General features: G+C 55.5%; 17 protein-coding genes. 15 read left to right on the top strand and 2 right to left on the bottom strand.

Annotated elements, in window-relative coordinates; all coding sequences use genetic code 11:
* The first annotated feature begins 64 nt into the window (after nt 1-64).
* Nucleotides 65-340, top strand: a complete 276-nt coding sequence (locus AC1931_RS06905; protein ID WP_483876510.1) for a thioredoxin family protein — start codon at nt 65-67, stop codon at nt 338-340.
* Between the two features lie 112 nt (nt 341-452).
* Complete coding sequence (locus AC1931_RS06910) at nt 453-1,820, top strand: response regulator (protein ID WP_483876511.1); 1,368 nt, start codon at nt 453-455, stop codon at nt 1,818-1,820.
* Here AC1931_RS06910 and AC1931_RS06915 read toward each other — a convergent pair.
* The gene (locus AC1931_RS06915; protein WP_483876512.1) at nt 1,813-3,672 is read right to left on the bottom strand and encodes a B12-binding domain-containing radical SAM protein; all 1,860 of its coding nucleotides are present in this window, start codon (nt 3,670-3,672) and stop codon (nt 1,813-1,815) included. The two genes, AC1931_RS06910 and AC1931_RS06915, sit on opposite strands and share 8 nt — an antisense overlap.
* A 41-nt stretch (nt 3,673-3,713) precedes the next feature.
* Nucleotides 3,714-4,265: an MXAN_5187 C-terminal domain-containing protein gene (locus AC1931_RS06920; RefSeq protein WP_483876513.1), complete on the bottom strand. Its 552-nt coding sequence runs from the start codon at nt 4,263-4,265 to the stop codon at nt 3,714-3,716.
* Nucleotides 4,266-4,598: 333 nt separating this feature from the next.
* On the opposite strand from AC1931_RS06920, the gene glmU reads away from it, so the two are divergent.
* The 13 genes from glmU (at nt 4,599) to mtnA (ending at nt 26,163) form a co-directional block, all read left to right on the top strand.
* Nucleotides 4,599-5,978, top strand: coding sequence for a bifunctional UDP-N-acetylglucosamine diphosphorylase/glucosamine-1-phosphate N-acetyltransferase GlmU (gene glmU / locus AC1931_RS06925; protein ID WP_483876514.1), 1,380 nt, complete (start codon nt 4,599-4,601; stop codon nt 5,976-5,978).
* A gap of 18 nt (nt 5,979-5,996) precedes the next feature.
* Nucleotides 5,997-7,826: a glutamine--fructose-6-phosphate transaminase (isomerizing) gene (gene glmS, locus AC1931_RS06930; protein ID WP_483876515.1), complete on the top strand. Its 1,830-nt coding sequence runs from the start codon at nt 5,997-5,999 to the stop codon at nt 7,824-7,826.
* A 276-nt stretch (nt 7,827-8,102) separates the two neighbouring features.
* Nucleotides 8,103-8,813 carry an RluA family pseudouridine synthase gene (locus AC1931_RS06935; protein ID WP_483876516.1) on the top strand — a complete coding sequence of 237 codons (711 nt, stop codon included), beginning with the start codon at nt 8,103-8,105 and terminating at the stop codon, nt 8,811-8,813.
* A gap of 197 nt (nt 8,814-9,010) precedes the next feature.
* On the top strand, nt 9,011-10,582 hold the full coding sequence (locus tag AC1931_RS06940; protein WP_483876517.1) for an OpgD/OpgG family glucan biosynthesis protein: 1,572 nt from the start codon (nt 9,011-9,013) through the stop codon (nt 10,580-10,582).
* Complete coding sequence (gene mdoH, locus AC1931_RS06945; RefSeq protein WP_483876518.1) at nt 10,579-13,047, top strand: glucans biosynthesis glucosyltransferase MdoH; 2,469 nt, start codon at nt 10,579-10,581, stop codon at nt 13,045-13,047. The genes AC1931_RS06940 and mdoH overlap by 4 nt, the downstream gene beginning before the upstream one ends.
* A 522-nt stretch (nt 13,048-13,569) precedes the next feature.
* Nucleotides 13,570-15,384, top strand: coding sequence for a chloride channel protein (locus tag AC1931_RS06950; protein WP_483876519.1), 1,815 nt, complete (start codon nt 13,570-13,572; stop codon nt 15,382-15,384).
* Nucleotides 15,381-17,663, top strand: a complete 2,283-nt coding sequence (locus AC1931_RS06955) for an ATP-dependent helicase (protein ID WP_483876520.1) — start codon at nt 15,381-15,383, stop codon at nt 17,661-17,663. Before AC1931_RS06950 ends, AC1931_RS06955 begins: the two co-directional genes overlap by 4 nt.
* A 14-nt stretch (nt 17,664-17,677) precedes the next feature.
* The gene (locus AC1931_RS06960; RefSeq protein WP_483876521.1) at nt 17,678-20,746 is read left to right on the top strand and encodes a response regulator; all 3,069 of its coding nucleotides are present in this window, start codon (nt 17,678-17,680) and stop codon (nt 20,744-20,746) included.
* Nucleotides 20,739-21,611 carry an Mrp/NBP35 family ATP-binding protein gene (locus AC1931_RS06965; RefSeq protein WP_483876522.1) on the top strand — a complete coding sequence of 291 codons (873 nt, stop codon included), beginning with the start codon at nt 20,739-20,741 and terminating at the stop codon, nt 21,609-21,611. Before AC1931_RS06960 ends, AC1931_RS06965 begins: the two co-directional genes overlap by 8 nt.
* A 94-nt stretch (nt 21,612-21,705) precedes the next feature.
* Entirely contained in the window at nt 21,706-21,993 is a 288-nt protein-coding gene (gene gatC / locus AC1931_RS06970) for an Asp-tRNA(Asn)/Glu-tRNA(Gln) amidotransferase subunit GatC (protein WP_483876523.1), read from the top strand.
* Nucleotides 21,994-22,023: 30 nt separating this feature from the next.
* Nucleotides 22,024-23,481, top strand: coding sequence for an Asp-tRNA(Asn)/Glu-tRNA(Gln) amidotransferase subunit GatA (gatA, locus tag AC1931_RS06975; protein WP_483876524.1), 1,458 nt, complete (start codon nt 22,024-22,026; stop codon nt 23,479-23,481).
* Nucleotides 23,482-23,539: 58 nt separating this feature from the next.
* Nucleotides 23,540-24,976 carry an Asp-tRNA(Asn)/Glu-tRNA(Gln) amidotransferase subunit GatB gene (gene gatB, locus AC1931_RS06980; protein ID WP_483876525.1) on the top strand — a complete coding sequence of 479 codons (1,437 nt, stop codon included), beginning with the start codon at nt 23,540-23,542 and terminating at the stop codon, nt 24,974-24,976.
* 128 nt (nt 24,977-25,104) lie between these two features.
* Nucleotides 25,105-26,163, top strand: a complete 1,059-nt coding sequence (gene mtnA / locus AC1931_RS06985) for an S-methyl-5-thioribose-1-phosphate isomerase (RefSeq protein ID WP_483876526.1) — start codon at nt 25,105-25,107, stop codon at nt 26,161-26,163.
* Nucleotides 26,164-26,233 lie beyond the last annotated feature (70 nt).

Here is a 26,233-nt window from a genome sequence, read left to right on the forward strand (position 1 = left end):
ATGTTGATTATAATAAAGACAAAACAAGTAATAATTGACCCGTAGACTCGTTAAGGAGGGCATCATGCGTATCGATATACTTTGTAGGCCGGACAAGCCGGAGAGCTGTCAGGGAACCGTGGACAATGTCCGTCAAGCCCTGGAGCAGCTCGGGGTTAAGGCTGAGGTCCACCAATATAGTGACTCGCGCAAAATGATTGACAATCGTATCTATGTCGTTCCGGCATTGATGATCGACGATCAGGTTCGCATTGCCGGGCGCGTGCCGAAGGTTGAAGAGATTGTCAATTTTATTGTCGAGCGGCCACGCTATCTGAAGGATACCGCTGAAGTCGCGTAGGTTAATATCATAAAAAACCATTATCAAGGCTCCTGCCGGTACACCTGCGGGAGCCTTTACTTTTTCAAGCGTTCGCGCTACCGTAACTCCTCATTATGAAGGAGTCATAATAATGCCGAAAGTGCTTCTGGTTGACGATGTTGATCTCTTCCTCGAACTTGAACGTTCGTACCTTGAGGGGTGCGGTTACGATTTATTGACGGCCTCGTCAGGGGAAGAAGCCCTTAGCCGCCTGGATAAAGTGGCTCCCGATATCCTGCTGCTTGATTTCTACATGCCGGGGATCAACGGTGACGATGTCTGTCGTACCATCCGTCGCAACCCCCGCTGGCACCGGTTGCCGGTACTCATGGTGACCGCTGCCGGCAAGGCTGAAGAGGTGCAGAAGTGTCTTGATGCCGGCTGTGATGATTATATCACCAAGCCGGTCAACAAACTGGAGCTGCGCGAAAAGGTTGCCCGTCTTTTAGGTGAAGTCAAACGCCGTACCGCCGAGCGGGTGGTGGTTGATATGCCGATTGAATTACAGGATGGAGTCAAGGTACATACGGCGCGGACTGAAGACCTGTCAGTAACCGGTGCGCGCATCTGTTCATCGGTGGCATTGGAAGAAAATTCCACCATCAAGCTGTCCTTTGCCCTGCCGGAAGGAGAAATCCTCTCCCTCTACGGTCGCGTCAAGCGTACGGCTGACAGCACCGTCGACAAAAAGGGGATTTACTTTCTTCATCCCGATCAGCACAGCAAGCAGAATCTTGATCGTCTGGTACGTTTTAAAAAGGTCGAGGCATTGCGCCAGGAGGGCGTCGATGCGAATCTGTGTCAACGCCTTGCGGCCCTTGAGGATGAGTGCTCACGTTTGCGGCGCGAGCAGAATGATGCCATGCAGCGTATCGGCGAACTGGAAGAGGAAAATCTCGATTTTGCCAATCAGCTGGTCAAGGTGGAGCAGGTCAACAATAACCTGACCAACCTCTATCTGGCCTCGTCCCGGCTGCATTCTACCCTCGACCGCGGTGAAACCCTCGATATTATTAAAGAGGTTGTGATTAATTTTGTCGGCGCGGAAAAATTCGCGGTATTGCTCTACAACCAGGGGAGCAAAGAGCTGGTTTTTGAAACAGGTGAAGGGTTTGAAGAGACGGGAAGCTTCCCGGTTATTGGTGCCACCGATGGAGTCTTCGGGGAGGTGGTTACCAGTGGAGAAAATTATTTCTGCAGTGGCTCGATGACCGCCGGATCGGATGATTTGTTAGCTCCAATCGTTGCTATTCCGCTGAAAACCCAGCAGCACTTGATCGGGGTGTTGGCCGTCTATCGTTTGTTCATCCAGAAGGAGCAACTTGAGTCCATTGACTACCAGCTTTTTTCCATGCTTGGCGAACATGCCGCGACGGCGCTATTCTCATCCTCTCTCTATGCCCGCTCGGAACGCAAACGCCAGACCTATGAAGGATTTGTTGATTTGCTGATCAAGTAATCGGTACCAGAATACCCTGTTCTACCGCTAAAATTGCTATGTTTTCACTTTCCCGAAGGTCAAGCTGGGCCAGCAGGGTTTTTCCGCTTTGTCCTGTGGTTGCCATCTGCAGCATCCGGGCCGCAGGACCATCCAGCGCTTCAATGATCATTTCCCCCTCCACTCTTAGCAGCAAGCGTTGCCCCGGGTCCGGTTGCAGCTGTTTAACTGTGTTTTTCAGTGATTTTCCTCCAAGGGTTTCCAGGTCAGCCGGATCATAATGAAAAAAATGCAGGAAGACAGCTGGATTGAGTTGCCAGTGGGCGGCAGCAAAGGTCGCCGGGTTGATCTGCTGCTCTGCGGGTTGGCAGTCGTCACCAAGCAGGATTTCAGCGCACAGGTAATGAAAGTGCAGCAGATCCTCGATGAAAGGGATCAGTTGGTCGTGGTTATGGTGTCGACATTGAGCGCGACAGAAGTTGCGTTGCAAGGGGAGGATTCGGTCCGGTGTCCAGGCTTCGACGTCAACAAGTTGGACTCTGGTGCAGATTTTTTCAGCCGTCAGCCAGTCAGCAAACTGCTGCAACAGGGCGGCAGGGGACACATGGAGCAGGTCGCACAGTGGCAGGAAGAATCCTACTGCCCGGCCGCGATTGTAAAAAATGTCGGTAGCGGCAGCAAGCAGCTGACTTTGTTCGATCTGATCGGGCGGGTAGCTGGTGACTGTTTCAACGAGGTACGGCGGCGCGTTCTGGGCACAAAGACCGAACTCGCTGCGGCGCTGATAAAGATCGGTTCCCGGCAATACAGCCAACGGAAAAATGTCGACCTGGTTTGGCTGCTGCTCAAGGGCGAAATCAAGACTACGGCAGAACCCCGGGTGGTTGTCGCCGGGCAGCCCGTAAATCAGGTCAAGCCCAAAAACGATACCGGCCAGGTTGAGCTGGTGAAGCACCTGGCGCATCTGGCGAGGATTGATATGCCGCTGCAAAGGTTTGAGGACTTCCGGATGTGCCGACTGCAGGCCAATCTGTACTGAACACGACAACTGTGCCAGTAAACCGATGGTCTGGTTATCGAGCAGATCAGCCTTGGCTTCAATGTGGTAATGAATCTGTGGAGCAACATCGAGAAGCAGCTGCAAAAGCTGATGACCGCGTTGAGCCGGGGCATTGAAGGTTGAATCGAGAATCCAGATCTGGCCGACCCCGGATTCGGCGAACAGTTTCAACTCCTGACGTAACCGTTTTAAAGGTAAAGGGCGGACGCCGTGGTGGCCTTTGGCATCGTAACAGAAAGAACAGTTGAAGTGGCAACCTCGGGCGACTTCCCACAAAACTCCGCAGTCGGACTCAAGCGGCAGAATGCCGGTCAACCAGGGTGAAGGCAGGTCGGCCAGGTCAGGGCAGGTGGCTGCCGGCGGGTCTGCTAAAGGGGTTGCGGCGCTGACAAAGCCATCAATTTTTCCGATTAAGTGCCCATGCTCCAGAGCCTCCACCAGCGCCGCAAAGGCCAGCTCTCCTTCACCGCGAATAGCGCCGTCAAGGCCGCCGGCGCAGATCAGCTGAGCGCAGTTGCCGGCGGTTTCCGGACCACCGCCAAGGAGAAAGAGCCGGGGTTGCAAGACCCGCAGACGGCGCGCCAGCGCCAGTAGCGAGGTGCGGCTCCACAAGGTCAGGGAAAAGGCGATAACGTCGGGCTGTTTGGCCAACAGTTGCTGACAAACCAGGTCGATGTCGAGGGGCGGATAGAGATTGATAATCTCTGTTTGTTGCTGCTGTTCGCTCGACAGGGCCGCGGCGATACAGCCGGCGGCCAGAGGAACGGCCTGGACCGACGCACGGACATGTTGGGTGACAATCAGGATGCGCATGAGCTGTGAGCCATCTCGCGGACAAGGTGATGAGAGGGGAGTTAATTTTTGAATCGGACTTTGATACGCGGTTTCCCATCCTGAACATCAACGCTGAATTCCACCGGCTTGTCCCCATAGCGGTTGCGAATCTGCTCGCGCTGGTTGTCGAGAAAAGAAGCAATCTTTTCCGGGGTTGGCCCGTCTCCGGCAAGGCCGCAATTTTTGCGCGCCTGAAGCATCTGCTGGTGCAATCGTTCGGCCTCACCCGGTGATACCGGTGCTTTGTCAGATTTCTGTACGCTGAGCGAGGGACGTGGCCTTTTGGCGAGGTGACGGTGGTACTTGCCTTCGTCCATCAGGCGCAGAATGCGATCCCAGTACTGGCAGTAAGACATGAAACGCGAAGCGAGACCATGATAGCGGAACTGCAGATCAGTCCAGACAATGTGGCGGTTGGTAAAGTGACGCACCTTGCGGGCCAGAACTTTGCGGTCGGCGACCGGCTCACGCCGCTCAATGCCGGCAAAATACTGCTCGTAACGGATTTCCAGTTCCTTCAGCAGGTGCTGCATCGCGTCGAGTTCATGAGCTATTGTGCGGCGATCATCCATGGTGTTTGCTCTCCATAGGGGGTGACTATACGTCAGCATCAAACAATTGTAAATAATGCCCGCATATTTCTGACGCAGCTAACCGGATGGTGCTTGACTTGTGGTAAACCCTTTCGAGATAATTCAATGTTTATAAAAAAGTATCTGTTCAGCACCGGGTCGTGGGGATCCTATGCCAAGAGACGCTTTTCGTCATCCATGGCGACAGAGCCCTTTATCACAGAGCCCTCGACCCTGCGCAATGACAGAGCTGAATAGTTACATAAAAATACCCGTCAGGGGGTTGAAATGAGTCGTTGTTCAGCTTCCTGCTATCCCAAAAAGGGGGTCTCTATGAGTAGTGGACTGGCAGCAGTGATCCTTGCCGCCGGCAAGGGCACGCGGATGCGTTCGGTAAAGCCGAAGGTGTTGCATCAGCTATGCGGGCGGCCAATGCTATATTATCCGCTGGAATCGGCGCGTCAAGCGGGCTTTGCTCAGCTCAAGGTCGTTGTCGGTCATGGCGCTGACCAGGTCAAAGAGGCATTTGCTGATCAACCGATCGACTGGGTCGAACAGACCAGTCAGCTCGGCACCGGTCACGCCCTGATGTGTGCCGTCGAGTCGCTGCGTGGTTATTCCGGACCCTTGTTGCTGTTATGTGGCGATGTCCCTTTGCTGAAGCCCGAAACGGTGCAGAGGCTCTATGAGTATCACCGTCACGAGGAGGCCGCAGTGACGATCCTCAGCGCCCGCATGGCCGACCCTTACGGCTACGGCAGGATCATTCGTGACGGCGAACAGATCCTGGGGATTGTTGAAGAAAGGGATGCCGATGAGGACCAGCGTCTGGTGACGGAAATCAACTCCGGCACCTATCTGTTTGATGCTGCCTTTGTTGTCTCTGCTTTGCAGGGGCTGACCAAAAATAACGCCCAGGGGGAATATTATCTGACCGACGTAGTCGCGGCCGCGACTGCCGCAGGCAAGACAGCCCGCGCCCTGTGTGTTGACGACGCTACCGAGGTGATGGGGATCAATGACCGCCGGCAACTGGCGGAGGCCGAGGTGCTGATGCGCTGGAAGATCAACGCGGATCTGTTGTATGCCGGGGTGACCATGATTGATCCGACCACGGTTTATATCGATGATGGCGTCGAACTCGGTCCTGATACCCTGATTCATCCCAACGTTCATCTTCACGGTAAGACCGCTATAGGTCGCAACTGTATTATCGAGACCGGCGTGGTTGTCACTGACTCAAACGTCGCCGCCGGCAGTCATCTTAAAGCCGGCTCGGTGATCGAAGGGTCGGACGTCGGTCCCGATTGTATCATCGGTCCCATGGCGCATTTGCGCCCCGGTACCCAGCTGGCCGGCCATAACAAGATCGGCAATTATGTCGAAACCAAAAAGGCGGTTTTCGGCGAAGGCTCTCAGGCCAGCCATCTGACCTATATTGGTGATGCTGAAGTCGGACGAAATGTTAATTTTGGCTGTGGCACCATCACCTGCAACTATGACGGTGTCAATAAACATAAAACCACGATCGAGGATGATGTCTTCGTCGGTAGTGATACCCAGTTTATTGCCCCGGTGCATATCGGTCGCAATAGTCTGATCGCAGCAGGTTCAACGATCACCAAAGATGTTCCGGCCGATGCTTTGGCTGTGTCACGCGTTGAGCAGAAGAATATTGATGGCTGGCGTCTGCGCAAGCAGAAAAAATCCTAAAAGGCGAGGGGAATAACCATGTGTGGAATTGTTGGATATATCGGTTCACGGCAGGCCTCACCGATTATTTTAGATGGATTGCGGCGACTCGAATATCGCGGTTATGATTCAGCCGGCATCTGTACCCTCGAAGGCGGCGTGGCCCAGATTCGCCGTGCCCAGGGCAAGCTCCTCAATCTGGAAAACCTGCTCCACGATAATCCTGCCCGCGGCGCCCGCGGCATCGGCCATACCCGCTGGGCCACCCACGGACGGCCTTCGGAGATCAACGCCCACCCCCACCGTGCCGGCAGTATCGTTCTGGTGCATAACGGCATCATCGAGAATTACATCAGTTTGAAAGGGCGCCTGCAGGAGCTTGGGCATCAGTTCAGCTCCGAGACCGATACGGAAATCATTGCCCATCTGATTGAGGCACATTATCGGGACAGTGGTGATTTTGAGCAGGCGGTACGTCAGGCTCTGGCTGAGGTCAAAGGCGCGTATGCGGTGGCCATCCTCTGCATTGACGAACCGGACAAGTTGATCGCCGCCAAGCTCGGCTCCCCGCTGGTGGTTGGCCAGGGGGAAGGGGAATATTTTGTCGCCTCCGATATTCCGGCGATGCTTTCCCATACCCGCGAGATGATCTTTCTTGAAGATGGCGAGATGGTTGTCTTTACCCCGCTGGCCATGGGTTTTACCGATCTCGCCGGCAATCCGCTGGCCAAACAGAGCAAAACCATCACCTGGAGCCCGACCATGGCGGAAAAAGGGGGCTACCGCCATTTCATGCTCAAGGAAATCTATGAGCAGCCACGAGCACTGGCCGATACCATTGCCGGTCGCGCCCTGGTCGAAGAAGGGGATGTTTACCTTGAGGATCTTGGCCTTGATGACGCTCAATTAGAAGGCCTGGACAAAATCTTCATCATTGCCTGCGGCACCTCCTGGCATGCCGGACTGGTAGGCAAATTTTATCTCGAAAAGGTCGCCCGGGTGCCGGTGGAGATCGATATCGCCAGTGAATTCCGCTACCGTGATCCGATCATCCCGGCCAACAGCCTGACGATTCTGATCAGCCAGAGCGGCGAAACCGCCGATACCCTGGCGGCACTGCGTGAGGCCCGTGGAAAAGGGGGTAAAACCCTGTGTATCTGCAATGTTGTCGATTCCTCCATCGCCCGTGAGAGCGACGGCATCATCTACACCCACGCCGGTCCTGAAATCGGCGTCGCCTCAACCAAGGCTTTTTCTACCCAGCTGGTGGCTTTGTATCTGTTAGCCTTAAAGCTTGGCAGGATCCGCCGCCGCTTAAGCGCCGCTGATTGTCAGGAGCGTCTGGCCGATCTGCTGGAACTGCCACGCAAGCTTGAAAAAACCCTCGAGCTCGATGCTCAGATCGAAGAACTGGCGCGTGAGTTTGTGAATGCACGTGACTTTCTTTATCTCGGGCGCGGCAATCTCTATCCCATCGCCCTGGAAGGAGCCCTCAAGCTTAAGGAGATCTCCTACATCCATGCCGAAGGTTACCCCGCCGGCGAGATGAAACACGGCCCGATCGCTCTGATTGATGAGGATCTGCCGGTCGTGGTACTGGTGCCGCGCAATTCCACCTACGACAAGGTGGTCTCCAATGTGGAGGAGGTCTGTGCGCGGGGTGGTCAGGTCATCGCTGTCGTCAGCGGTGATGACGAAGAGCTGCTCGACAAGGTCGCCGCCCTGATCTCGGTCCCTGTGGTCGATGAAGACTTGCTTCCCATCATCACCTCAGTCCCCATGCAGCTGCTCGCTTATTATATCGCCGTGCTCAAGGGCACCGACGTTGATCAACCCAGAAATCTGGCGAAATCCGTCACCGTCGAGTAGTTTCGCACGATTGGTTTTACATAAATGTAAATTGACAATAAGGTTGGTAAACGAAAGCCGCTGGGAATGACGCCTCTGTGGCTTTCGTTTTTATGCAGTGTAACAGCACTTGTCTGCGAAATAGCATCGGGTCGGGAACTTCTGAGGATTGATACAATCCACGTAGGCGACGACAAACCATCTTTTCGTGGGAGACGGTCAGTTCAGCTTCGCCTGACATGCTCATGCTCTTTTAATGGCGGCTGACTATGGCAATAAGAATTTATATCGGATGATATGATCACAAGCGACCGCTCACCGAAGAAACATCAGCCTAAAGGGCTGCCGATCCTGCACGAGGACAAGGATATCATTGTTGTGGTTAAACCCGTCGGGTTGCTGACCATTGGTACTGATCGGGAAAAGTCGAGAACGGCCCACTATCTGCTCAATGATTATGTTCGCAAGGGGAACCCAAAATCACGCAACCGGGTATATGTGGTTCATCGTCTTGATAAGGACACCTCCGGGGTCCTTATTTTTGCTAAAAGTGAGCAGGCTAAAAAATTTCTTCAGGAGGGTTGGGAGAAGTCGGAAAAGCACTATCTGGCCGTCATTCACGGCCGACTGACGGTAAAAGAGGGAACGATCTCATCCTATCTAGTCGAAAATATGGCTCAGAGGGTTTACTCTACCAATGATGCGACCAAGGGGAAGCTCTCCCATACAGCCTACAAGGTTGCGGAAGAGTCGCAGGGTTTGAGCCTGGTGGATATTCATCTGCTTACTGGTCGCAAGCACCAGATTCGCGTGCACTTTGCAGAAAAAGGACATCCCATCGTCGGGGACAGGAAATACGCGACAAAGGACATCTGTTCAAACCGACTCGCCCTCCATGCCCGTTCCATTTCCTTTACTCACCCCTTTACTCATAAGCGCATGACTTTTGACACCGGGGTCCCGGAGGACTTTATCCGACTGTTGCGCAAGCTGCAGATGGATAAATGAATTGATCTTTTATCGCTATATCTGCATCGATCTCGCCGGTCTAAAAAAGGGACAGGGACTGCTGGTGTTTATCCGGAGCCGACATGAATCGGGGTGAATTGGTTGTCCTGACGAGTCCTTGTGTAGATTGTATCAGTTGAGAAAATTGGTTTAATAAGAACGTCCCAGAAGAACACCTATTAGGAGCGTGAAAAAAAATGACAAGAAAAGAAAAGCATTTTCTTTGTTTTCTGTTGTTGAATCTGATCTTTTTTCTGCCGATTGCTGCTATCGTCGACCCCGCAGCTGCGGTTGAGTCTTTCGGTTTTGTTGATGTTGAAAATCAAGCCCGGCAGATGGCGCGTCACGCATATGTTTTACCGGAAAAACTGCCTGATATTCTGACCAAACTGACTTACGACGAGTGGCGTAGTATTCGTCTGAAACCCGATAAAATTTTATGGCTCGGGGACAAGAGCCCTTTCCAACTGCAATTTTTTCATCCCGGTCTTTTTTATGACCGGACGGTTGCGATCAATGTCGTAGAGGCAGGCAAGGTCGTCCCTATTGTCGGACGACGCGACTGGTTCGAGTACGGTGGACTGGAGCAAGCACCGCAACTTTCCGATAACATCGGCATCGCCGGATTTCGTGTTCATGCGCCTATCAAATCACCGAAGTATTTTGATGAATTCCTGGTTTTTCTGGGGGGGAGCTATTTGCGTGCGGTTGGAAAAGAGAACGCATATGGCCTTTCCGCACGTGGTCTGACTCTGGATACGGCCTTGCCGCAGGGTGAAGAATTCCCATGGTTCAGGGAGTTCTGGATCGTCCAGCCGCAGCCGAAAGACAACGCTTTAACGCTTTATGCGTTGCTCGACAGCCCACGCGTTACGGGGGCTTTTCAATACAAGGTCATTCCAGGAGAAGAGACGGTTCTTGACGTCACCAGCAAGCTGTTTTTTCGTGAGGCTATCGACAAGGTCGGCATTGCTCCTTTGACCAGTATGTATTTCTTCGGCGAGAATAATCGTGAGCCGGGAGTTCGTGATTTTCGTCCGGAGGTTCATGATTCCGATGGTTTGCAGATTCATTTTGGTTCCGGAGAATGGCATTGGCGGCCGTTGAACAACCCGAAGCTGTTACAGATCAACAGTTTCAAGGCACAAGGCATAAAAGGCTTCGGCCTGATACAGCGGGACCTCAAGTTTGACAATTATGAAGATCTGGAGGCAAATTATCATCAACGCCCCAGCTTGTGGATAGAGCCTCTGTCCGATTGGGGCGCAGGGCATGTCGAGCTTGTCCAAATTCCGACCAAAAGTGAAATTCACGATAACGTTGTTGCGTTCTGGGTTCCGCAGGAGCCGGCTCAGGCGGGTGACTCCTGGCAGTTTGACTACCGCATGAGATGGGGTGCGGGGACACGGGTGGTGCCTCCTGGAGCACAGGTTCTGGCGACCCGTATCGGAGATGTCGACGATAGTCAGATTCGTCGTTTTGTCATCGATTTTAACGGGGATAAGTTGCGCAGTCTGTCCGGCAATACCACCATCGACGCGGTGGTTACAGCCAGTGTCGGCGGACGCATTCAGAACGTCAATGTTCAGAAAAATCCGTTCAATCTGAGTTGGCGACTCTTTTTCGATGTCGTCCTCGAGCCGGTTACAACGATCGAGAAAATGCTCCCCGACAAGGGTCAGACAATTGAATTGCGGGCATTTCTGAAGCAGGATACTGATGTCCTGTCGGAAACCTGGAGCTACACCCTCAGCAGGAAAATTCGGTGAAAAAGGCAGATCAGGTTTCTATATCGACAGATCAGCATAAATATGACGCCCTGACACAGCGCTGCCTGACATTTTTGCGCTGCTGGCCGTTTGCCGAATTGCGCCGAATGGAGATTGTTGCAGCAACGGTCAGAAAAGTCGTAGAGCAATGTTCCGGCAACCTCGCTGCCTGCCAGGGAAAAGCCATCCGGGAGCTGCGACAACGGGTTAAGCACGAGATTGCTGATGATAACCTGCGACCGCAGCCACCGCTCAATAGAAGAAGTATGGCGGCAATTCATTTGCGCCGCCTGCCCTGGCAGTCATCCCGGGACAGGGCTAAGCGTGCTGGCCATTCGTCCAACCGGATCCAGGTCGATTCTCCGGACCCGGTGCTGAACCGCCCTTGGATGCGGACGGCTCTCTGGCGTCGGCTGATCCTTGCCTTTCTGGTTTTCGTGCCGGCATTGATGGCGGCATGGGGGATTTCAACTGTACTGCCGTACCATGGCTCGACCTGGATAGAAAAGCTCCTGATCGTCGTATCGGGGTTGCTTTTTGCGTGGGTTTCCGTTGGTTTTTGGGTCGCAACTTTCGGCGCTTTTCATCTGTTGCGGGGAAAAGAGCGGTATCTCCTCGGGAAAGATGCGCCCCCCCTGCCCGAACAGATTGCACCAGGTTGCCGCACTGCGATTCTCTTTCCCATCTGTGGTGAGGATATGAGTCGGGTCAGTGCCGGGGTTTTCTCGGTCTATAAATCGCTGCAAAAGACCGGCCAGATGGAGGCGTTCGATATCTATCTGCTGAGCGACTCATCGCACCCTGATGCTTGGGTCAACGAAGAGGTGAACTGGCGCCAGTTGAATCGTGACTTGGGAGATCCGGGCAATCTGTTTTATCGACGCAGGCGGCTCAACCTGAAACGGAAAAGTGGAAATGTGGCCGATTTCTGCCGGCGTTTTGGTGTTGCTTATCGCTACATGATCGTCTTTGATGCGGATAGTGTCATGTCCGGAACGACTCTGGTGAGGATGGTGCAATTAATGGAACACCATCCCCATGTCGGGATCCTTCAAACCCCCCCGGCCGTGGTCGGCCGCGAGACACTGCTGGCCCGCATGCAACAGTTTGCCGGTCGCGCCTATGGGCCGATCTATGCGGCGGGGCTGCATAGTATTCAACTCGGTGACGGCAGTTTCTGGGGGCACAACGCTATTTTGCGGATCGCGCCTTTCATGAAATACTGCAGTCTGCCGCGCCTGCCCGGCAGCGCCCCTTGGGGTGGCGATATCCTCAGCCACGATTTTGTCGAGTCGGCGCTGATGCGTCGGGCCGGATGGAGTATCTGGCTGGCCTATGATCTCGAAGGCTCTTATGAAGAGCCGCCGCCAACTCTGCTCGATGAACTCAAGCGTGATCGGCGTTGGTGCAGTGGCAACATGCAGCACTTGCGGCTGATGTTCACGGAGGGCTTGTCAACGGCTCATCGCTGGCTCTTTTTGAACGGTGTCATGAGTTATTTTTCCGCCGCACTGTGGATGCTGTTGTTACTGCTGTCGACGGCAGTCATTATCATTCATGCTTTCCATCCGCCGGATTATTTTCCTTCCGGGCGGTCCTTGTTTCCTCACTGGCCGGTTTGGGACCCGTTCGGCCCGGTGATCCTGCTGGTAATCACAGCAATCCTGCTATTCCTGCCCAAAATCCTGGCCCTGGTCGTGATTGGTCTGCAGAAGCGCTCTGCACAGTTCGGTGGTTGGGCCGGTTTGCTCGGCAGTTTGCTGACGGAGGTGATTCTGTCTGCCTGTCTGGCTCCGATCAGGATGTTGTTTCATACCCGTTTCATCCTCATGCTGCTGCTCAAACGCCAGTCCGGCTGGCATGCGCAGAACCGCGATGATAGCGGTACTCCCTGGCAGGATGCCTTGCGTTTTCATCTGTCCGGAAGCATTATTGCCGTGCTCTGGGGGGGGGTCGTGTGGCTGATTAATCCACTTTTTTTTGTCTGGCTGACCCCTATCCTGATTCCCTTGCTGCTGGCTGTGCCGATTTCGGTCTGGACCAGCCGTCTCAGTGTCGGGCGCTTTGTTCGCCGTTTGAAGATATTTTTGATTCCCGAAGAAGTTGATCCGCCAATCGAGCTGATTACTCTGGCCAACAAGCAACGCGAGCTTAGCGAGGCGGCGACCCCTTTGCGTCTGCATCCGAGCGATGGATTTGTGCGGGCCGTGTTGAACCCGCAGATCAACGCGTTGCACCGGAGTTTGAACGGGCGGATGACGCGGGTGAAAATTCCCGTAAAAAGACGTTTCATCCTGTTACATAAAGCATTGAATGCCGGCCCGGAAGGATTGAGCCTCGGGGAAAAGAAGCGGATTCTTCAGGATAGCCTGACTTTGTGGCTGCTGCACAAACGGCTCTGGGCACAGCCGGAAGGGGATATTTCACGGAAGTGGTTTGCCCGTTACGCACAACGTGCGGTCTGAATGCCGTCAGGACCTGCTTAGATCGGCATACGCCGGTGATCAAGAGGTCCGGCAGTTGTTTCAGGGCCGCTCAGCGCTCCCGGCGGTTGAACTGTGAGAATGTAGCAGTCACACGCTCCAGCAACACTGCGGGGACTTTAAACCGCACCGGGGCATCAAGATATTTCGGAAAGAACAGCTGTCAACTCAGCTCAGTTACACCCGGCACGCTGGAGCTGTCGGCGTGCTCTACAGCACATCACCGCTATTGTTAACGGTGCGCTCAAACCGGCAGCAGGAACCTCCGCCCAAAGAATGAATAACAGGCCGAAATGGCATTGTTTGATCGTTTGAAAAGGCGAAAAATGTTTTGATGGCAGGTAAAAAGATGAAAGGACTCTGTGGGTTGTGTCCTTGTGTTTTTTGCAAAAGCTTTTTGTGGATAGGGACAGGTTGTTGTGTTATGAATAAACATTTTGCAACGAAATTACGCAGTGTTGCCGATGTCTTTTCCAATCAGACGGGAAGTGCCGGGTCCCAGAAGTGAACAGAGTTTTGTTGAAATATTTTTCGTTGACAGTCCTCGCCCAACAGTTACGTGCCGTGATTCAGCTGCTGCTCGATCGACTCAAGATCAGTGACAACACCTTCCTGATTATTCTGGCAGTGATCATCGGCATGCTCGGTGGTCTGGGAAATTATGTTTTCCGCATGACCATCGAACTGGTGCACTGGCTGGTGGTGGAGCAGACCTTTGAGCTGTTCAATATTTCTACCACTGAGTGGTCACTGCAGCGGGTGCTGGTGATGTTCATGCCGGCCATCGGCGGGCTGCTGCTGATTCCCCTGTGGATCCTGTTCCCCAAGGATCTCAAAGGGGGGTTTTCCTCCTTTCTCGTCAAGGTCAACCTGCGTGGCGCCAAGCTTCCTTTTAGGCCGTTGTTTACCAAAGGGCTGGCATCGGCTATCACCTTAGGGACGGGAGGCAGTGCCGGACAGGAAGGCCCGATCGCGGTGATCGGTGGCACCATCGGCAGCCAGTTTGGTAAATCCTTTCGTATGAGCAATGACCGGATCAAGGTGCTGGTGGCCTGCGGGGCCGCGGCCGGGGTCGCGGCAACCTTCAATGCTCCGATTGCCGGGGTTTTCTTTGCCACGGAAATTGTCCTGTTGTCATCCTATGGTCTGTCCAGCTTTACCTCGATTGTTATCGCCAGCGGGATGGCGACGGTGGTTTCACGGGCGCTGCTGGGCGATATCTCCGAAATTGTCGCTCCCCCCTATGTCATGGGGAGCCTTTGGGAACTCGGCTTCTATGTGCTCCTGGGTATTCTGATCGGTGGTCTGGCGGCCGGTTTTATCGATCTGCACTATCGCATCAAGGATCACATCGAGGCCCTCAAGCTGCCCCGCTTAAGCAAGCCGTTTCTTGGTGGTCTGGCGGTCGGAGTCATCGGTATCGGAATGCCCCAGGTGTTCGGTAACGGCTACGAATTTATCAGCGAAGTTCTCGTTGGTCATCACAGCTGGTATCTGCTCGGCTTGCTGGTAGTTGCCAAGATGGTGGCTACCTCAATCACCCTGGGTTCAGGAATGCCCGGCGGTCTGTTTGCCCCCTGTCTGTTTTTAGGGGCGGTGTTTGGCGGCGCTTATGGACATCTGCTCGAGGTTCTCTTCCCCGGCAGCTACATGTCGCCCGGCGCCTACGCCCTGGTCGGCATGGGGGCTTTTCTGGCGGCGGCCACCCACGCACCGATGACGGCGATCTTCATGCTGTTCGAGATTACTGACAGCTATGAGGTTATCGTGCCGATTATGCTGACCTGTGTGATTGGCACCTCGATTGCCCGTCGTTTCCAAAAAGACAGCCTTGAAACCTTTGAGCTTACGCGTGCCGGCATCGACCTGGAGGCCGGTAAAGAGCGCAACATCATGAAAGCCATTGAGGTCAGCGAGGTGATGCGTTATCCGGTTGAAACAATTTCTGAACGGATGACTCTCGGGGATTTCGCCCACTTTGTCGAACAGACCTCCCACAGCAATTTTCCACTGGTGGATGAGGCCGGTGAGTTAGCCGGCATCATCTCGGTGCAGGACTTTATGGGAGTGGTTTTCGAGAAGGAACTGATGGATCTGGTCGTGGTCAAGGAACTGGCCACTACCGATGTCATTACCGTTCACGCCGATGAAAGTCTCGATGATGCCATGCGCAAGATCGGTTATCGCAATATTGAACAGTTGCCGGTGGTTGATCGTAAGACTCACCGCAAGATCTACGGTATTATTTCACGGCGTGACATGATTTCCGCCTACAACCGGGCGTTGATGAACAGCAGCCTCGGGGAAGAAAAAGCATGACCAGCGATTTACTGACCTCCCTCAACGAGCCGCAGCAGCAGGCGGTACTCTATGAGGGAACAGCATTATTGTTGCTTGCAGGAGCCGGCTCAGGTAAGACCCGCGCCCTGACCCATCGTGTTGCCCATCTGATCCAACAGCGCGGCGTGCCGCCGTGGCGGATCATGGCGGTGACCTTCACCAACAAGGCCGCGGCGGAGATGCGCGAGCGTCTTGAAGTGCTCCTCGGGCAGGATGCATTGCCCTGGGTGGCGACCTTTCACGCCAGCTGTGTCCGGATCCTGCGCCAGGAGATCGAACATTTAGGTTACACCCGGGATTTCACTATTTACGATGATCAGGATCAGCAACGCCTGCTGCGCGACCTGCTTAAAGAACGCAAGATAGCGGAGAAAGATCTTAAACCTCGCGCTCTGGCCGCTTTTATCGATAACGCGAAAAACCGTGGATTGACACCCCGGGACTGCGTCCGGCAGGGGGTTGATGATCCCGGTTTGATCGAACTTTATAGCCGTTACCAGCAGCGCTTGAAACAGGGCAACGCCCTCGACTTCGGTGATCTGCTGCTCGTGACGGTGCAGCTGTTTGAAGAGGTTGACGTTGTTCGCAACCGCTGGCAGGAACGCTTTACCCATCTGCTCATCGACGAATTTCAGGACACCAATCGGGTTCAGTACCGGTTGATGCAGCTGCTGTGCGGCGCGCAGACGCATCTGTGCGTGGTGGGTGATGACGATCAGTCGATCTATCGCTGGCGCGGCGCGGAAGTCTCCAACATTCTGGGTTTTGACCGGGATTACACCAGTACACGGATTATCCGCCTGGAACAGAATTATCGCTCAACCCGGACCATCCTTGATGCAGCTACTGCGGTGGTGGAGAAGAACAGCGATCGTCGCGCCAAGAAACTCTGGACCGACAATCCGCCTGGCGAGGTCATCCATCTGGAGACCTCTGCCGATGATCTGGACGAGGCCCGTTTTATCGCCACCGAGATCAGTCGCCTGCAGCGCCGGGGGGAGGCGTTACGCGATATCGCCGTATTTTACCGCACCAACGCTCAGTCGCGGGTTCTGGAAGAAGCCCTGCGCGGCCAGCGGATCCCGTACGCCATGTTTGGCGGGGTGAAGTTCTATGCCCGCCAGGAGATCAAGGATGCCCTGTGTTACTTGCGAACGCTGGTTAACCCGGCGGATGGCATGGCGGCGCGGCGCATCATCAACACTCCGGCGCGCGGGATTGGCGCGACCACGATTGAGCGGATTGCCCAGCTTGAAACCGAAGCTGGTGGGTTCATGGCGGCCTGTCGCCTGGTGCTGGAGCGCAAGCACCTCGGCGCAGCAGCGGCACAGCGGGTCAGGGGCTTTGTTGAATTGATGGAGGATTTTGGTCAGCGCCTGGTGCGGCTGCCTTTGCCGCAGCTGATGGCCGAAATTCTGGAGGCTAGCGGCTACACCCCCATCCTCCAGGAAGAGGCGCAGCAGGCCCTGACCACCGACGGCCGCCAGGAGGCCAAAGGGCGTCTCGACAACCTGGAACAGCTGCTGGCGGGGATGGAGGAGCACACTTCCAGTGGCGGCAGCCTGCAGGACTATCTTGAGCAGGTTGCCCTGATGACCGATCTTGACCAGCACGATCCAACCATTGAGCGGGTCACCCTGATGACCCTGCATTCCGCCAAAGGACTTGAATATCCTCTGGTCTTTATCACCGGGATGGAGGAGGGGCTGTTCCCCCATTCCCGTTCCGGTAGCGGCAGCGCTGACCTCGACGAGGAGCGGCGACTCTGTTACGTCGGCATGACCCGCGCGATGCGCAAGCTGTACCTGTCTCATGCCCGGCGCCGCCGCATTTACGGCACCTGGCAATTCAACCCGCCGAGTCGCTTTCTCGCCGATATTCCGGCGGCACTGCTTAGCGGTTACCGCGAGGCGTCAATAGCTTTATCAGCAACCACTGTGACGGCGCCGGCGCCACCGTCTGCGGTCCACAATCTGGCCGGTCTGGCCGATCTGGTTGCCGCCGAGGAGATGGATCAATCAGCTGAAGTCCACACTCCGCAGCCGCCGACACCAGCAGTTCCTTCAAGCGTAGCGGCAGGCCCTCCTGCTGATAGCGGAAGTTTGCGTCTGGGCGCGCGGGTACGCCATCTCAAATTCGGCCCCGGTGTTGTCCGCCGCCTCGAAGGCAGTGGCGATACGCAGAAAGTGACCGTTTATTTCAATTCGGTCGGCACCAAGAAGTTGTTGCTCAAATTTGCCGGTTTGATGCCGGGTTGAAAAAAAGAGGCTTGATGCTCGCAAGTCCTTCCCCCTATACCCTGCTGCTGGTCGATGATAACCCGGTCAATCTGCAGCTGATCACACAGATTATCGGTCTCGATCTGCCTGCCGTAAGGGTGCTGACCGCCGGCAATGCCGCCGCAGGACTGGCCCTGGCGGCAGAACATGCGGTTGACGGCGCCTTTATTGACGTGCAAATGCCGGGGATGGACGGCCTGGAGATGTGCCGGCAATTGCGACTGCATCCCCAGACCGCCCGCATTCCCCTGGTGTTGATGACCGCTCACATTGCTTCGCCGCAACTGCGCGCCGAAGGACTTGAGGTTGGTGCCCACGATTTCATTACCAAGCCAATCAGTAACGTCGAAATGCTGGCACGCATCAAGGTCATGTTGCGCCTGTGTGAGAAAGACCGCGCCCAGGCGCTCAGCACGTCCCAGCTGCAGCAGCAACTTGAGGGGAACTCGGCCCAGCTGCGCTGGCTTAGTGGCCTGTTGACCTCCGGTGATGGCTTGCTGACCCCTGACGATGAACAGTGGTTGCAGCAACTGACTGCCGACCAGCCCCGGATCGAGAGCAAGGATGATCGTCTTTTTTACGAAAAGTTATTTAATGATTTCCCCCTGCCCTGGCGCCGCACTTTGCTCAAACTGTCATTGTTGGAATGTATCTCCCTGGCACTGGCCAGAAGGTTGAGTGAAATAGCCGATATCGCCGCCGGTCTTGATTATCTCAAGCGCCATCAGTTGTCTCTGGTACAGATGAAAGGTGAGGAAGATTGTCTATTGTTCCATCCTCAGGTCAAAGATCTGCTCCGCAGCAAGGCCCGGCAGATGCTCAGCGAAGCAGAGCGCAGCGAGGTGTATCGTGTTGCTGCCGACTGGTACCGGGAACGTGAACAGATGCTGCCGTTGCTGGCCTGCCTGATCGGTGGTGGCCGCTATGCAGAGGTTTCGCAACTACTCAGTCAGCGTGGTATTGAGCTGTTGGATCTGGATAATGCCTGTATCTCTATCCAGGTGCTGGATCAGATTGCTGATGACAGGGTTGCAGAATGTGGTTGGCAGTCACTGGTGCGCGGCATCATGCGTCTGAACAATCTGGCTGACGATGCTCCAATCTGGCTGGAGCTGGCTTACCAGCTTTTTTCCAGCAACAATGACGCACGGGGGATGGTCCTGACCCGGTCCTGGCAGACGCTGCAAGCCATTTATGTGGATGGTCATTGGAACGATTGGCAAGCGCGATATGGCACTTTTGCACAACATGCCGGCCAGGTGATGCCGACACTGGTAGTTGACGAGAAGCTTGCAGTTGCTGTTGCCCTTGGCCTGAGCCGGATGTGTTTTGGTGGTGAGTTGCCCCCAACCCAGGATCTTCTCGATCATGCTCTTGCCCAGGCCCATCAATCCGGGTCAACGTCAGTTCTTGCCCGCCTGCAGTTGCTACGGGTTCGCCTGGCGCTGCATCAGGGCCGTGTCCTCGTCGCCCGTACCGTTCTCGAGCAAGCCTATGGCGCCCTGGAAGGGCGAGAGAGTTTTTTTGACCGGCTGATGATTCACCAGACCGCTTTTGATCTGCTCCTGGTCGATGGTACCTTGTCGGGATTGCAGCAGCAACAGGCAAGTTTGAGCCGTGATTGTCCGCTGCAATTGCGTAACCGTGTCCTGATCGATCCCCTCTGTGGGTATTACGCTGCCAGTCTGCTCATTGCCCGCGACCAACAGGAGCAGGCTGAACAGTTCATTGATTCGGCCCTGAACTCCCCGCGGGGCGGGGATAGCGACCATCTGCGTAGTCTGCTGCTGCAATTGCGCGGCTGGATCAAGGCACAGAATCACCACGCTGACGCGGCCGGTGCTGATCTGGAAAAGGGGCTGGAATTGCGAGAGCAAGCCGGTGGGCCACTCTGGCGACTGGAAAACCTGTTGTTGGCGGGCGCTACCTGCGTTGCCCTCGATCAATTGACCCGCGCTCATAACTTGCTCAGCACGGCATTGGCCGGGTCACAGCAACTTTTTGAGGAGTGCCTGCGTACCGGCCTTCATGCCTGGCTGGCGGTGGTGTGCCGACGCCTGGGGCAGCTCCCGGAGGCTGATCAGCATCTGCGTGCTTTTTATGATTTGCTGCGCCGCCAGCGAACCCTCTTTTTCCGGGGATTGTCGTCTGATCTGCTCCAGGACTTGCTGCTTTTCCCCACAACCGCGCAGGAGCGCGAGTTGTTGCTGCCGCTGCTGGAAAAGTATCTTCATCTCGATGTTGACAGTGACGGACAAGTACTGGAACAACTTAAAGTGAATACCCTGGGGGGCTTCACGGTGCAAAAAGGCCAGGAGCGCTTCGATTTATTCCAGGTTGGTCAGTCATCGCGCCTGATCGTGGCGCTGTTGTTGCTAGCTCCCCGAAGGACCTTGAGTATTGAGGTGCTGATGGGGCAGCTATGGCCGGACAGCTCGCCGGTCAAGGCACGCAATAGTTTTGATGCGGCACATTCGCGGTTGCGAAAGGCCCTAGAAGATGTTTTTGGCCGGGATGTTCGGCATCAATACCTGGTGTTGGAAAAAGGGATGCTGTCAATCCAGCATGCCACATTTGATGCCCAGATCTTTGAACAACAGATGGAAAAAGTTCGTTATCATCTGCAACGGGAGCAGTACTGGCAGGCTGAGCAACTGTTGTGGCGGATGGAACGGTTGTGGCAGGGTGAGTTTTTGAACGGCTATGATCTTGGCGATGAGCTGCCGCGTTTTCGCGATCAGTACAACCAGCTGCGCCTTGAGCAACTGCAGGCATTGGCCGGCCTGCTGGCGCGCCGCCATGAATATCAACAGGCCGCCGGGCTCCTGCGTGCCGGGCTGTTGTTCGAGCCGACCGCAGATGGATTGATTCGGCAGCTGCTTGCTATCTATCGTCGGCAGGCAGACACGCGGTCAGCAGAGCAGTTGCTCAAGGATTATTGCTCGGCACTGATCTACGAAGGATATGCAACAGAGGAAATCGACGAGCTGATTGAATCCTTTGGGGTTCATTGGCTCAGCAACAGCATAAATTACCAGAGGGAGAGTGGAAACAATGAGTAGCTGTGATAGTTGTCAGGACAGCAGTTGTTCGGTTAAACAGCCGGGCAACCCCCAGGATCAGCAACAACAAATGCAAAAAGCGCTGGCGTTGCGGATGTGTACGGTAAAACAAAAAATTGTCGTTATGTCGGGCAAGGGTGGAGTGGGAAAAAGCACCACCGCAGTGAATCTGGCACTGGCGCTGGCCAAGGCTGGGAAAAAAGTCGGACTGCTCGACATCGACCTGCACGGCCCCAGTTTGCCAACCATGTTCGGGGTGCGCGGCGAACGACCGGTCATGGATGAAGAGGGAATTCATCCCCTCGAGGTGCACGGAATCAAACTGATGTCGCTGGGGCTGTTGTTGCCCGCCGATGGCAGCGCCACGATCATGCGCGGGCCGATGAAGCATGGTGCCATTATGCAGTTGCTGGCCGATGTGGTATGGGGAGATCTGGACTTTCTGCTGCTTGACTGTCCGCCTGGAACCGGTGATGAGCCCTTAAGCGCGGTACAGCTGCTGGGCAGCAAGACCGCCGCCGTGGTGGTAACCACCCCCCAGGATGTCGCTCTGTCCGATGTGGAAAAATCCTTGAGTTTTTGTCGCGAGCTGAACCTGCCGGTGGTGGGCCTGGTAGAAAATATGAGTGGTTTTATCTGTCCCCACTGTGGCGAGGCGTCTCCCATCTTCAAACAGGGGGGAGGTGCCGGGCTGGCAGAAAAAACCGGCGTTGCCCTGCTCGCCCAGGTCCCCCTTGATCCGGAGGTGGTGGTCGCCGGTGATGCCGGTGAACCGCACATCATCAGCCACCCTGATGCGGCAGGGAGTAAAGCCCTGGACGCGGTGGCTGCCGCGGTCATTAAATTCACCGCGCAAGCGGCTTGATGTGATTGTGGCGAGAGTGCTATCTTGCCGGGTTTGCGAGGATGTTATTTGGCATGCCGGGGATTCTTATGATAAACCCGGCCAGGGAGGTGTTATGAAAATTACTGAAGAGGATGTCGCCTATGTCGCCGGACTGGCGCGACTGACCCTGAATCCGGAAGAATTGAAAGACTTGACCGGGAAGATGGATGCGATGCTGGGTTATGTCGACAAGCTCAATGAGCTGAATACTGACGATATTATCCCGACCGCCCACGCCGTGCCCATGGCCAATGCCTTTCGCAGCGACCAGGTGGTCGTTTCGCTCGGCGCTACGGCGGCTTTGGCAAATGCGCCGCAAGGGGTGGAAGATTGTTTCCAGGTTCCACGGGTGATTGAATAGGCGGTCAGGTTTCAAGGAGAACAGAAATTTATGTCAGTACCACAACTTACCATCAACGGCCTGGCTAAAGAGCTGCAGGAGCAAAAAAACACGGCAGTTGCCGTCACCCGGCAGTGTATCGAGCGTATCGACAGTACCGATGGGCAGCTCAACGCCTTTGTCACCCGGTGTGACGATGCCGCTTTAAAGGATGCCGCCGCGGCGGATGCGCGGCTTAAGGCAGGAAACGCCGGGCCCCTGACCGGAATCCCCGTGGGGTTGAAGGATATTTTCAGCACCAAAGGGGTGCGCACTACCTGTGGATCGAAGATTCTCGACAACTACGTACCGGTTTATGATGCCACCGTGGTGGAACGTTTGCGTGACCAGGGAGCGGTGCTGGTCGGCAAGCTCAACATGGATGAATTTGCCATGGGGAGCTCTAACGAGAACAGTTCCGCCGGTGTATGTCGTAACCCCTGGAACAAAAACTATGTGCCCGGTGGTTCCTCCGGGGGCAGCGCTGTCGCTGTCGCTGCCGGTCAGGTCGCTGCTGCTTTGGGAACCGATACCGGCGGTTCGATCCGCCAGCCGGCTGCCCATTGCGGCGTCGTTGGCCTGAAGCCGACTTACGGGCGGGTATCGCGTTACGGGGTGATTGCCTACGCTTCATCCCTCGACCAGGTCGGACCCATCACCCGCAATGTTGAAGATTCTGCCCTGCTGCTGGCAGCCATCGCCGGCTACGACCCCCGTGATTCCACCTCCGTCGATTGTCCGGTCCCCGACTATCAGGCGCACCTGCATGAGGGTGTTGCCGGCAAAAAAATCGGTCTGCCGCGTGAATATTTTATTGATGGGCTGGATCCTGAGGTGAAACGGGCAGTTGACACAGCAATTGAGGTCTACCGTGGACTGGGTGCCGAGCTGGTGCCGGTCAGTCTGCCCCATACCGACTATTCGGTGGCCTGTTACTATCTGATTGCCACAGCCGAGGCATCAAGCAATCTTGCCCGTTACGATGGCGTGCGTTTCGGGGTGCGTCACACCGGCGCTGGTGGTCTGATCGATATGTACCGGCAGACCCGCAGTGCCGGTTTTGGTGACGAGGTCAAACGTCGGATCATGCTTGGCACCTACGCTCTGTCCTCGGGCTATTACGATGCCTATTATCTCAAGGCCCAGAAAGTTCGCACCCTGGTCCGTCAGGATTTTACCAGGGTTTTCGACCAGGTTGATCTCCTGCTGACGCCGGTGGCGCCAACTGCTGCCTTTAAAATCGGCGAAAAAATTGACGATCCCCTGCAGATGTATCTGTGTGACCTGTTCACCATCCCTGTCAACCTTGCCGGCACCTGCGCCATGAGTATCCCCTGTGGTTTCGATGCCTCAGGACTTCCTATCGGTCTGCAACTTATAGGTAAACCTTTTGGTGAGGGGGAGATGCTGCAGGCAGCCCGGGCTTTTGAACAGGTCACCGACTGGCATACGCGCCAGCCGTCCCTTTAGTCTGCTGAATAGTTACTTTAATTGACCGTGAATGAACGAACAACCACAGGGGAACCTGATGAATACGCGCTACGAAACTGTTATCGGTCTGGAAGTTCATGTCCAGTTAACTACCGCCACCAAGATCTTCTGTGGCTGTTCCACTGCCTTTGGTCAGTCGCCCAACAGCCAGACTTGTCCGGTCTGCCTGGGATTACCGGGAGCACTGCCGGTGCTTAATCAGAAGGTGGTCAATGCCGCGATCAAGACCGGTCTGGCCACCAACTGCCGGATTGCGCCGTATTCTATCTTTGCCCGCAAAAATTACTTCTATCCCGACCTGCCCAAGGGGTATCAGATCTCCCAGTTCGAGCTGCCGATCTGCGAGCACGGCTGGCTGGATATCAGTGGCGAGGAGGTTGCCGCCAAGCGCGTCGGCATTACCCGTATTCACATGGAAGAGGACGCCGGCAAGCTGCTTCATGGCTTAAGCGCCGGTTCCCTGGTTGATCTCAACCGCGCCTGCACCCCCTTGCTCGAGGTGGTATCCGAGCCGGATATGCGCAGCGCCGCCGAGGCGATTGCCTACTTGAAGCAGCTCCATCAGATCGTCGTGTACCTGGGGGTGTGTGACGGTAACCTGGAAGAAGGGTCTTTCCGCTGTGACGCCAACGTTTCGGTGCGTCCGGTTGGTCAGGTCGAGCTCGGTACCCGCGCTGAATTGAAAAATCTCAACTCCTTCCGCTTTATCAAGCAGGCCATCGATTATGAGGTAGAGCGCCAGATCGAGCTGATCGAAGAGGGGGGTAAGGTGGTACAGGAGACCCGTCTGTTTGACCCTGATGCGGGGGTGACCCGCTCCATGCGCGGCAAGGAACAGGCCCACGATTATCGCTATTTTCCCGATCCCGATCTGCTCCCCCTGGAGGTTTCGCAGGACTGGATTGCCGAGGTGCGGGCCGCCCTGCCGGAACTGCCGGCGCAGAAACGCCAGCGCTACGAAGAGGAAATGGGGTTGCCTGCCTATGATGCCGACGTGCTCGCAGCCGAGCGTGCTGTCGCGGAGTATTTCGAGGCGCTGGTGGCGCACCACAACCATCCGAAGCTCTGCTCCAACTGGGTGATGGGGGAGGTGCTTGCTGCGGTGAAAGAATATGATGTCACGATTGCTGCCTGTCCGGTAACGCCGGCTTTACTGGCCGGTATCCTCAAGCGGATTGATGACAACACGATTTCCGGCAAGATTGCCAAAACCGTCTTCAGGGATATCTGGCAAAGCGGCAAAAGTGCCGATGCTGTGATCGCCGAAAAAGGGCTGAAGCAACTCAGCGATAGCGGCGCCCTTGATGCCATTATTGATGAGGTGATCGCTGCCAACCCGACGGAGGTGGCGGAATATCGTGGCGGTAAGGATAAGTTGATGGGCTTTTTTGTCGGTCAGGTGATGAAGGCAAGCAAGGGCAAGGCAAATCCGGGACTGGTCAATAAATTGTTGAAAGAACGCCTCTCGGCTTAATATTGTCCCGGTGTAAAAATGTCGGAATTCAGGGTTGCTGTAGGGGCGCCGTGTCCGCGCCCAGGGCGGGAAAACCCCGCCACTATAGTTCAATCGTTAATTGCAGCAGCAATAAAAAAGGAACCATCATGTCCAGTTGCCCGATCGACCCCAGTGTGATTCGTCCCATCCGTTTTGTTGCCGGCAAGTGCCAGATGCTTGATCAACGGCTGTTGCCGGAGCAGGAAGTGTGGCTTGACTACGACAGTTATCAGGACGTCGCCGAGGCGATCCGCAGCATGGTTGTGCGTGGCGCGCCGGCCATCGGGATTGCTGCCGCTATCGGCGCCTGGTTTGCCGCCCGCGACATCGACAGTGAGTCGAGCCGGGAGTTTTTTACTGAATTCCAGCAGCGCTGCGCTCACCTTGCCGCCAGTCGGCCAACGGCCGTGAACCTGTCGTGGGCACTGGAGCGGATGCAGCGCTTTGCTGAAGCTAACCTTGACCGCAGTGTTTTCGAGCTGAAGATCGGTCTTGAGTATGAAGCCCTCGCGATTACCCAGGAAGATGAGCAGATCAACCGCAAGATCGGCCGTTACGGTGCGCCGCTGATTCCCGATCAGGCGCGGATTCTGACCCACTGTAACGCCGGGGCGCTGGCGACCGGTGGCTACGGCACCGCCCTTGGAGTGATTCGTGCGGCCCTGGCGGCGGGCAACAAGATCTCGGTGATTGCCGATGAAACCCGCCCCTTTTTACAGGGTTCCCGGCTGACTGCCTGGGAACTGCAGCGTGACGGTATTCCTGTGACCCTGATCTGCGACAACATGGCCGGTTACCTGATGCAACAGGGCGACATCGACTGTGTGATCGTCGGCGCCGACCGGATTGCCGCCAATGGTGATGTTGCCAACAAGATCGGCACCTACACCGTGGCGATCCTGGCGCGCGAGCACAATATCCCATTTTACGTGGCGGCGCCACGCTCAACCATTGACCTGCGCCTGTCTGACGGCAGCCGGATCCCGATTGAAGAGCGCGCTGCCCGCGAGGTAACCCATATCGGCGATAAAGCCCTGGCTCCCGCAGGGGTTGCGGTGCGCAACCCGGCGTTCGACGTGACCCCGGCGCGACTGGTCACGGCCATCATCACCGAAAGCGGTGTCGTCAGTGGCGATTACGAAAGTGGCTTGCGACAACTGTTTTAATCCGTAGTAACTTCTGAGTAACTTAAAAAAAGTTATTCTATGACACGCACGCCGCTGCGTGCTGAGCAGA

This window comes from Pelovirga sp. C15f, assembly GCF_057178085.1.

Bases quoted from the DNA above. Each gene is read 5' to 3' on its own strand.
- glmU (WP_483876514.1), top strand. From the start codon at position 4,599: ATGAGTAGTGGACTGGCAGCAGTGATCCTTGCCGCCGGCAAGGGCACG.
- AC1931_RS06940 (WP_483876517.1), top strand. From the start codon at position 9,011: ATGACAAGAAAAGAAAAGCATTTTCTTTGTTTTCTGTTGTTGAATCTG.
- AC1931_RS06915 (WP_483876512.1), bottom strand. From the start codon at position 3,672: ATGCGCATCCTGATTGTCACCCAACATGTCCGTGCGTCGGTCCAGGCC.
- glmS (WP_483876515.1), top strand. From the start codon at position 5,997: ATGTGTGGAATTGTTGGATATATCGGTTCACGGCAGGCCTCACCGATT.
- AC1931_RS06955 (WP_483876520.1), top strand. From the start codon at position 15,381: ATGACCAGCGATTTACTGACCTCCCTCAACGAGCCGCAGCAGCAGGCG.
- AC1931_RS06960 (WP_483876521.1), top strand. From the start codon at position 17,678: ATGCTCGCAAGTCCTTCCCCCTATACCCTGCTGCTGGTCGATGATAAC.
- AC1931_RS06965 (WP_483876522.1), top strand. From the start codon at position 20,739: ATGAGTAGCTGTGATAGTTGTCAGGACAGCAGTTGTTCGGTTAAACAG.
- mtnA (WP_483876526.1), top strand. From the start codon at position 25,105: ATGTCCAGTTGCCCGATCGACCCCAGTGTGATTCGTCCCATCCGTTTT.
- gatC (WP_483876523.1), top strand. From the start codon at position 21,706: ATGAAAATTACTGAAGAGGATGTCGCCTATGTCGCCGGACTGGCGCGA.
- AC1931_RS06920 (WP_483876513.1), bottom strand. From the start codon at position 4,265: ATGGATGATCGCCGCACAATAGCTCATGAACTCGACGCGATGCAGCAC.
- AC1931_RS06905 (WP_483876510.1), top strand. From the start codon at position 65: ATGCGTATCGATATACTTTGTAGGCCGGACAAGCCGGAGAGCTGTCAG.
- AC1931_RS06935 (WP_483876516.1), top strand. From the start codon at position 8,103: ATGATCACAAGCGACCGCTCACCGAAGAAACATCAGCCTAAAGGGCTG.
- AC1931_RS06910 (WP_483876511.1), top strand. From the start codon at position 453: ATGCCGAAAGTGCTTCTGGTTGACGATGTTGATCTCTTCCTCGAACTT.
- gatA (WP_483876524.1), top strand. From the start codon at position 22,024: ATGTCAGTACCACAACTTACCATCAACGGCCTGGCTAAAGAGCTGCAG.
- gatB (WP_483876525.1), top strand. From the start codon at position 23,540: ATGAATACGCGCTACGAAACTGTTATCGGTCTGGAAGTTCATGTCCAG.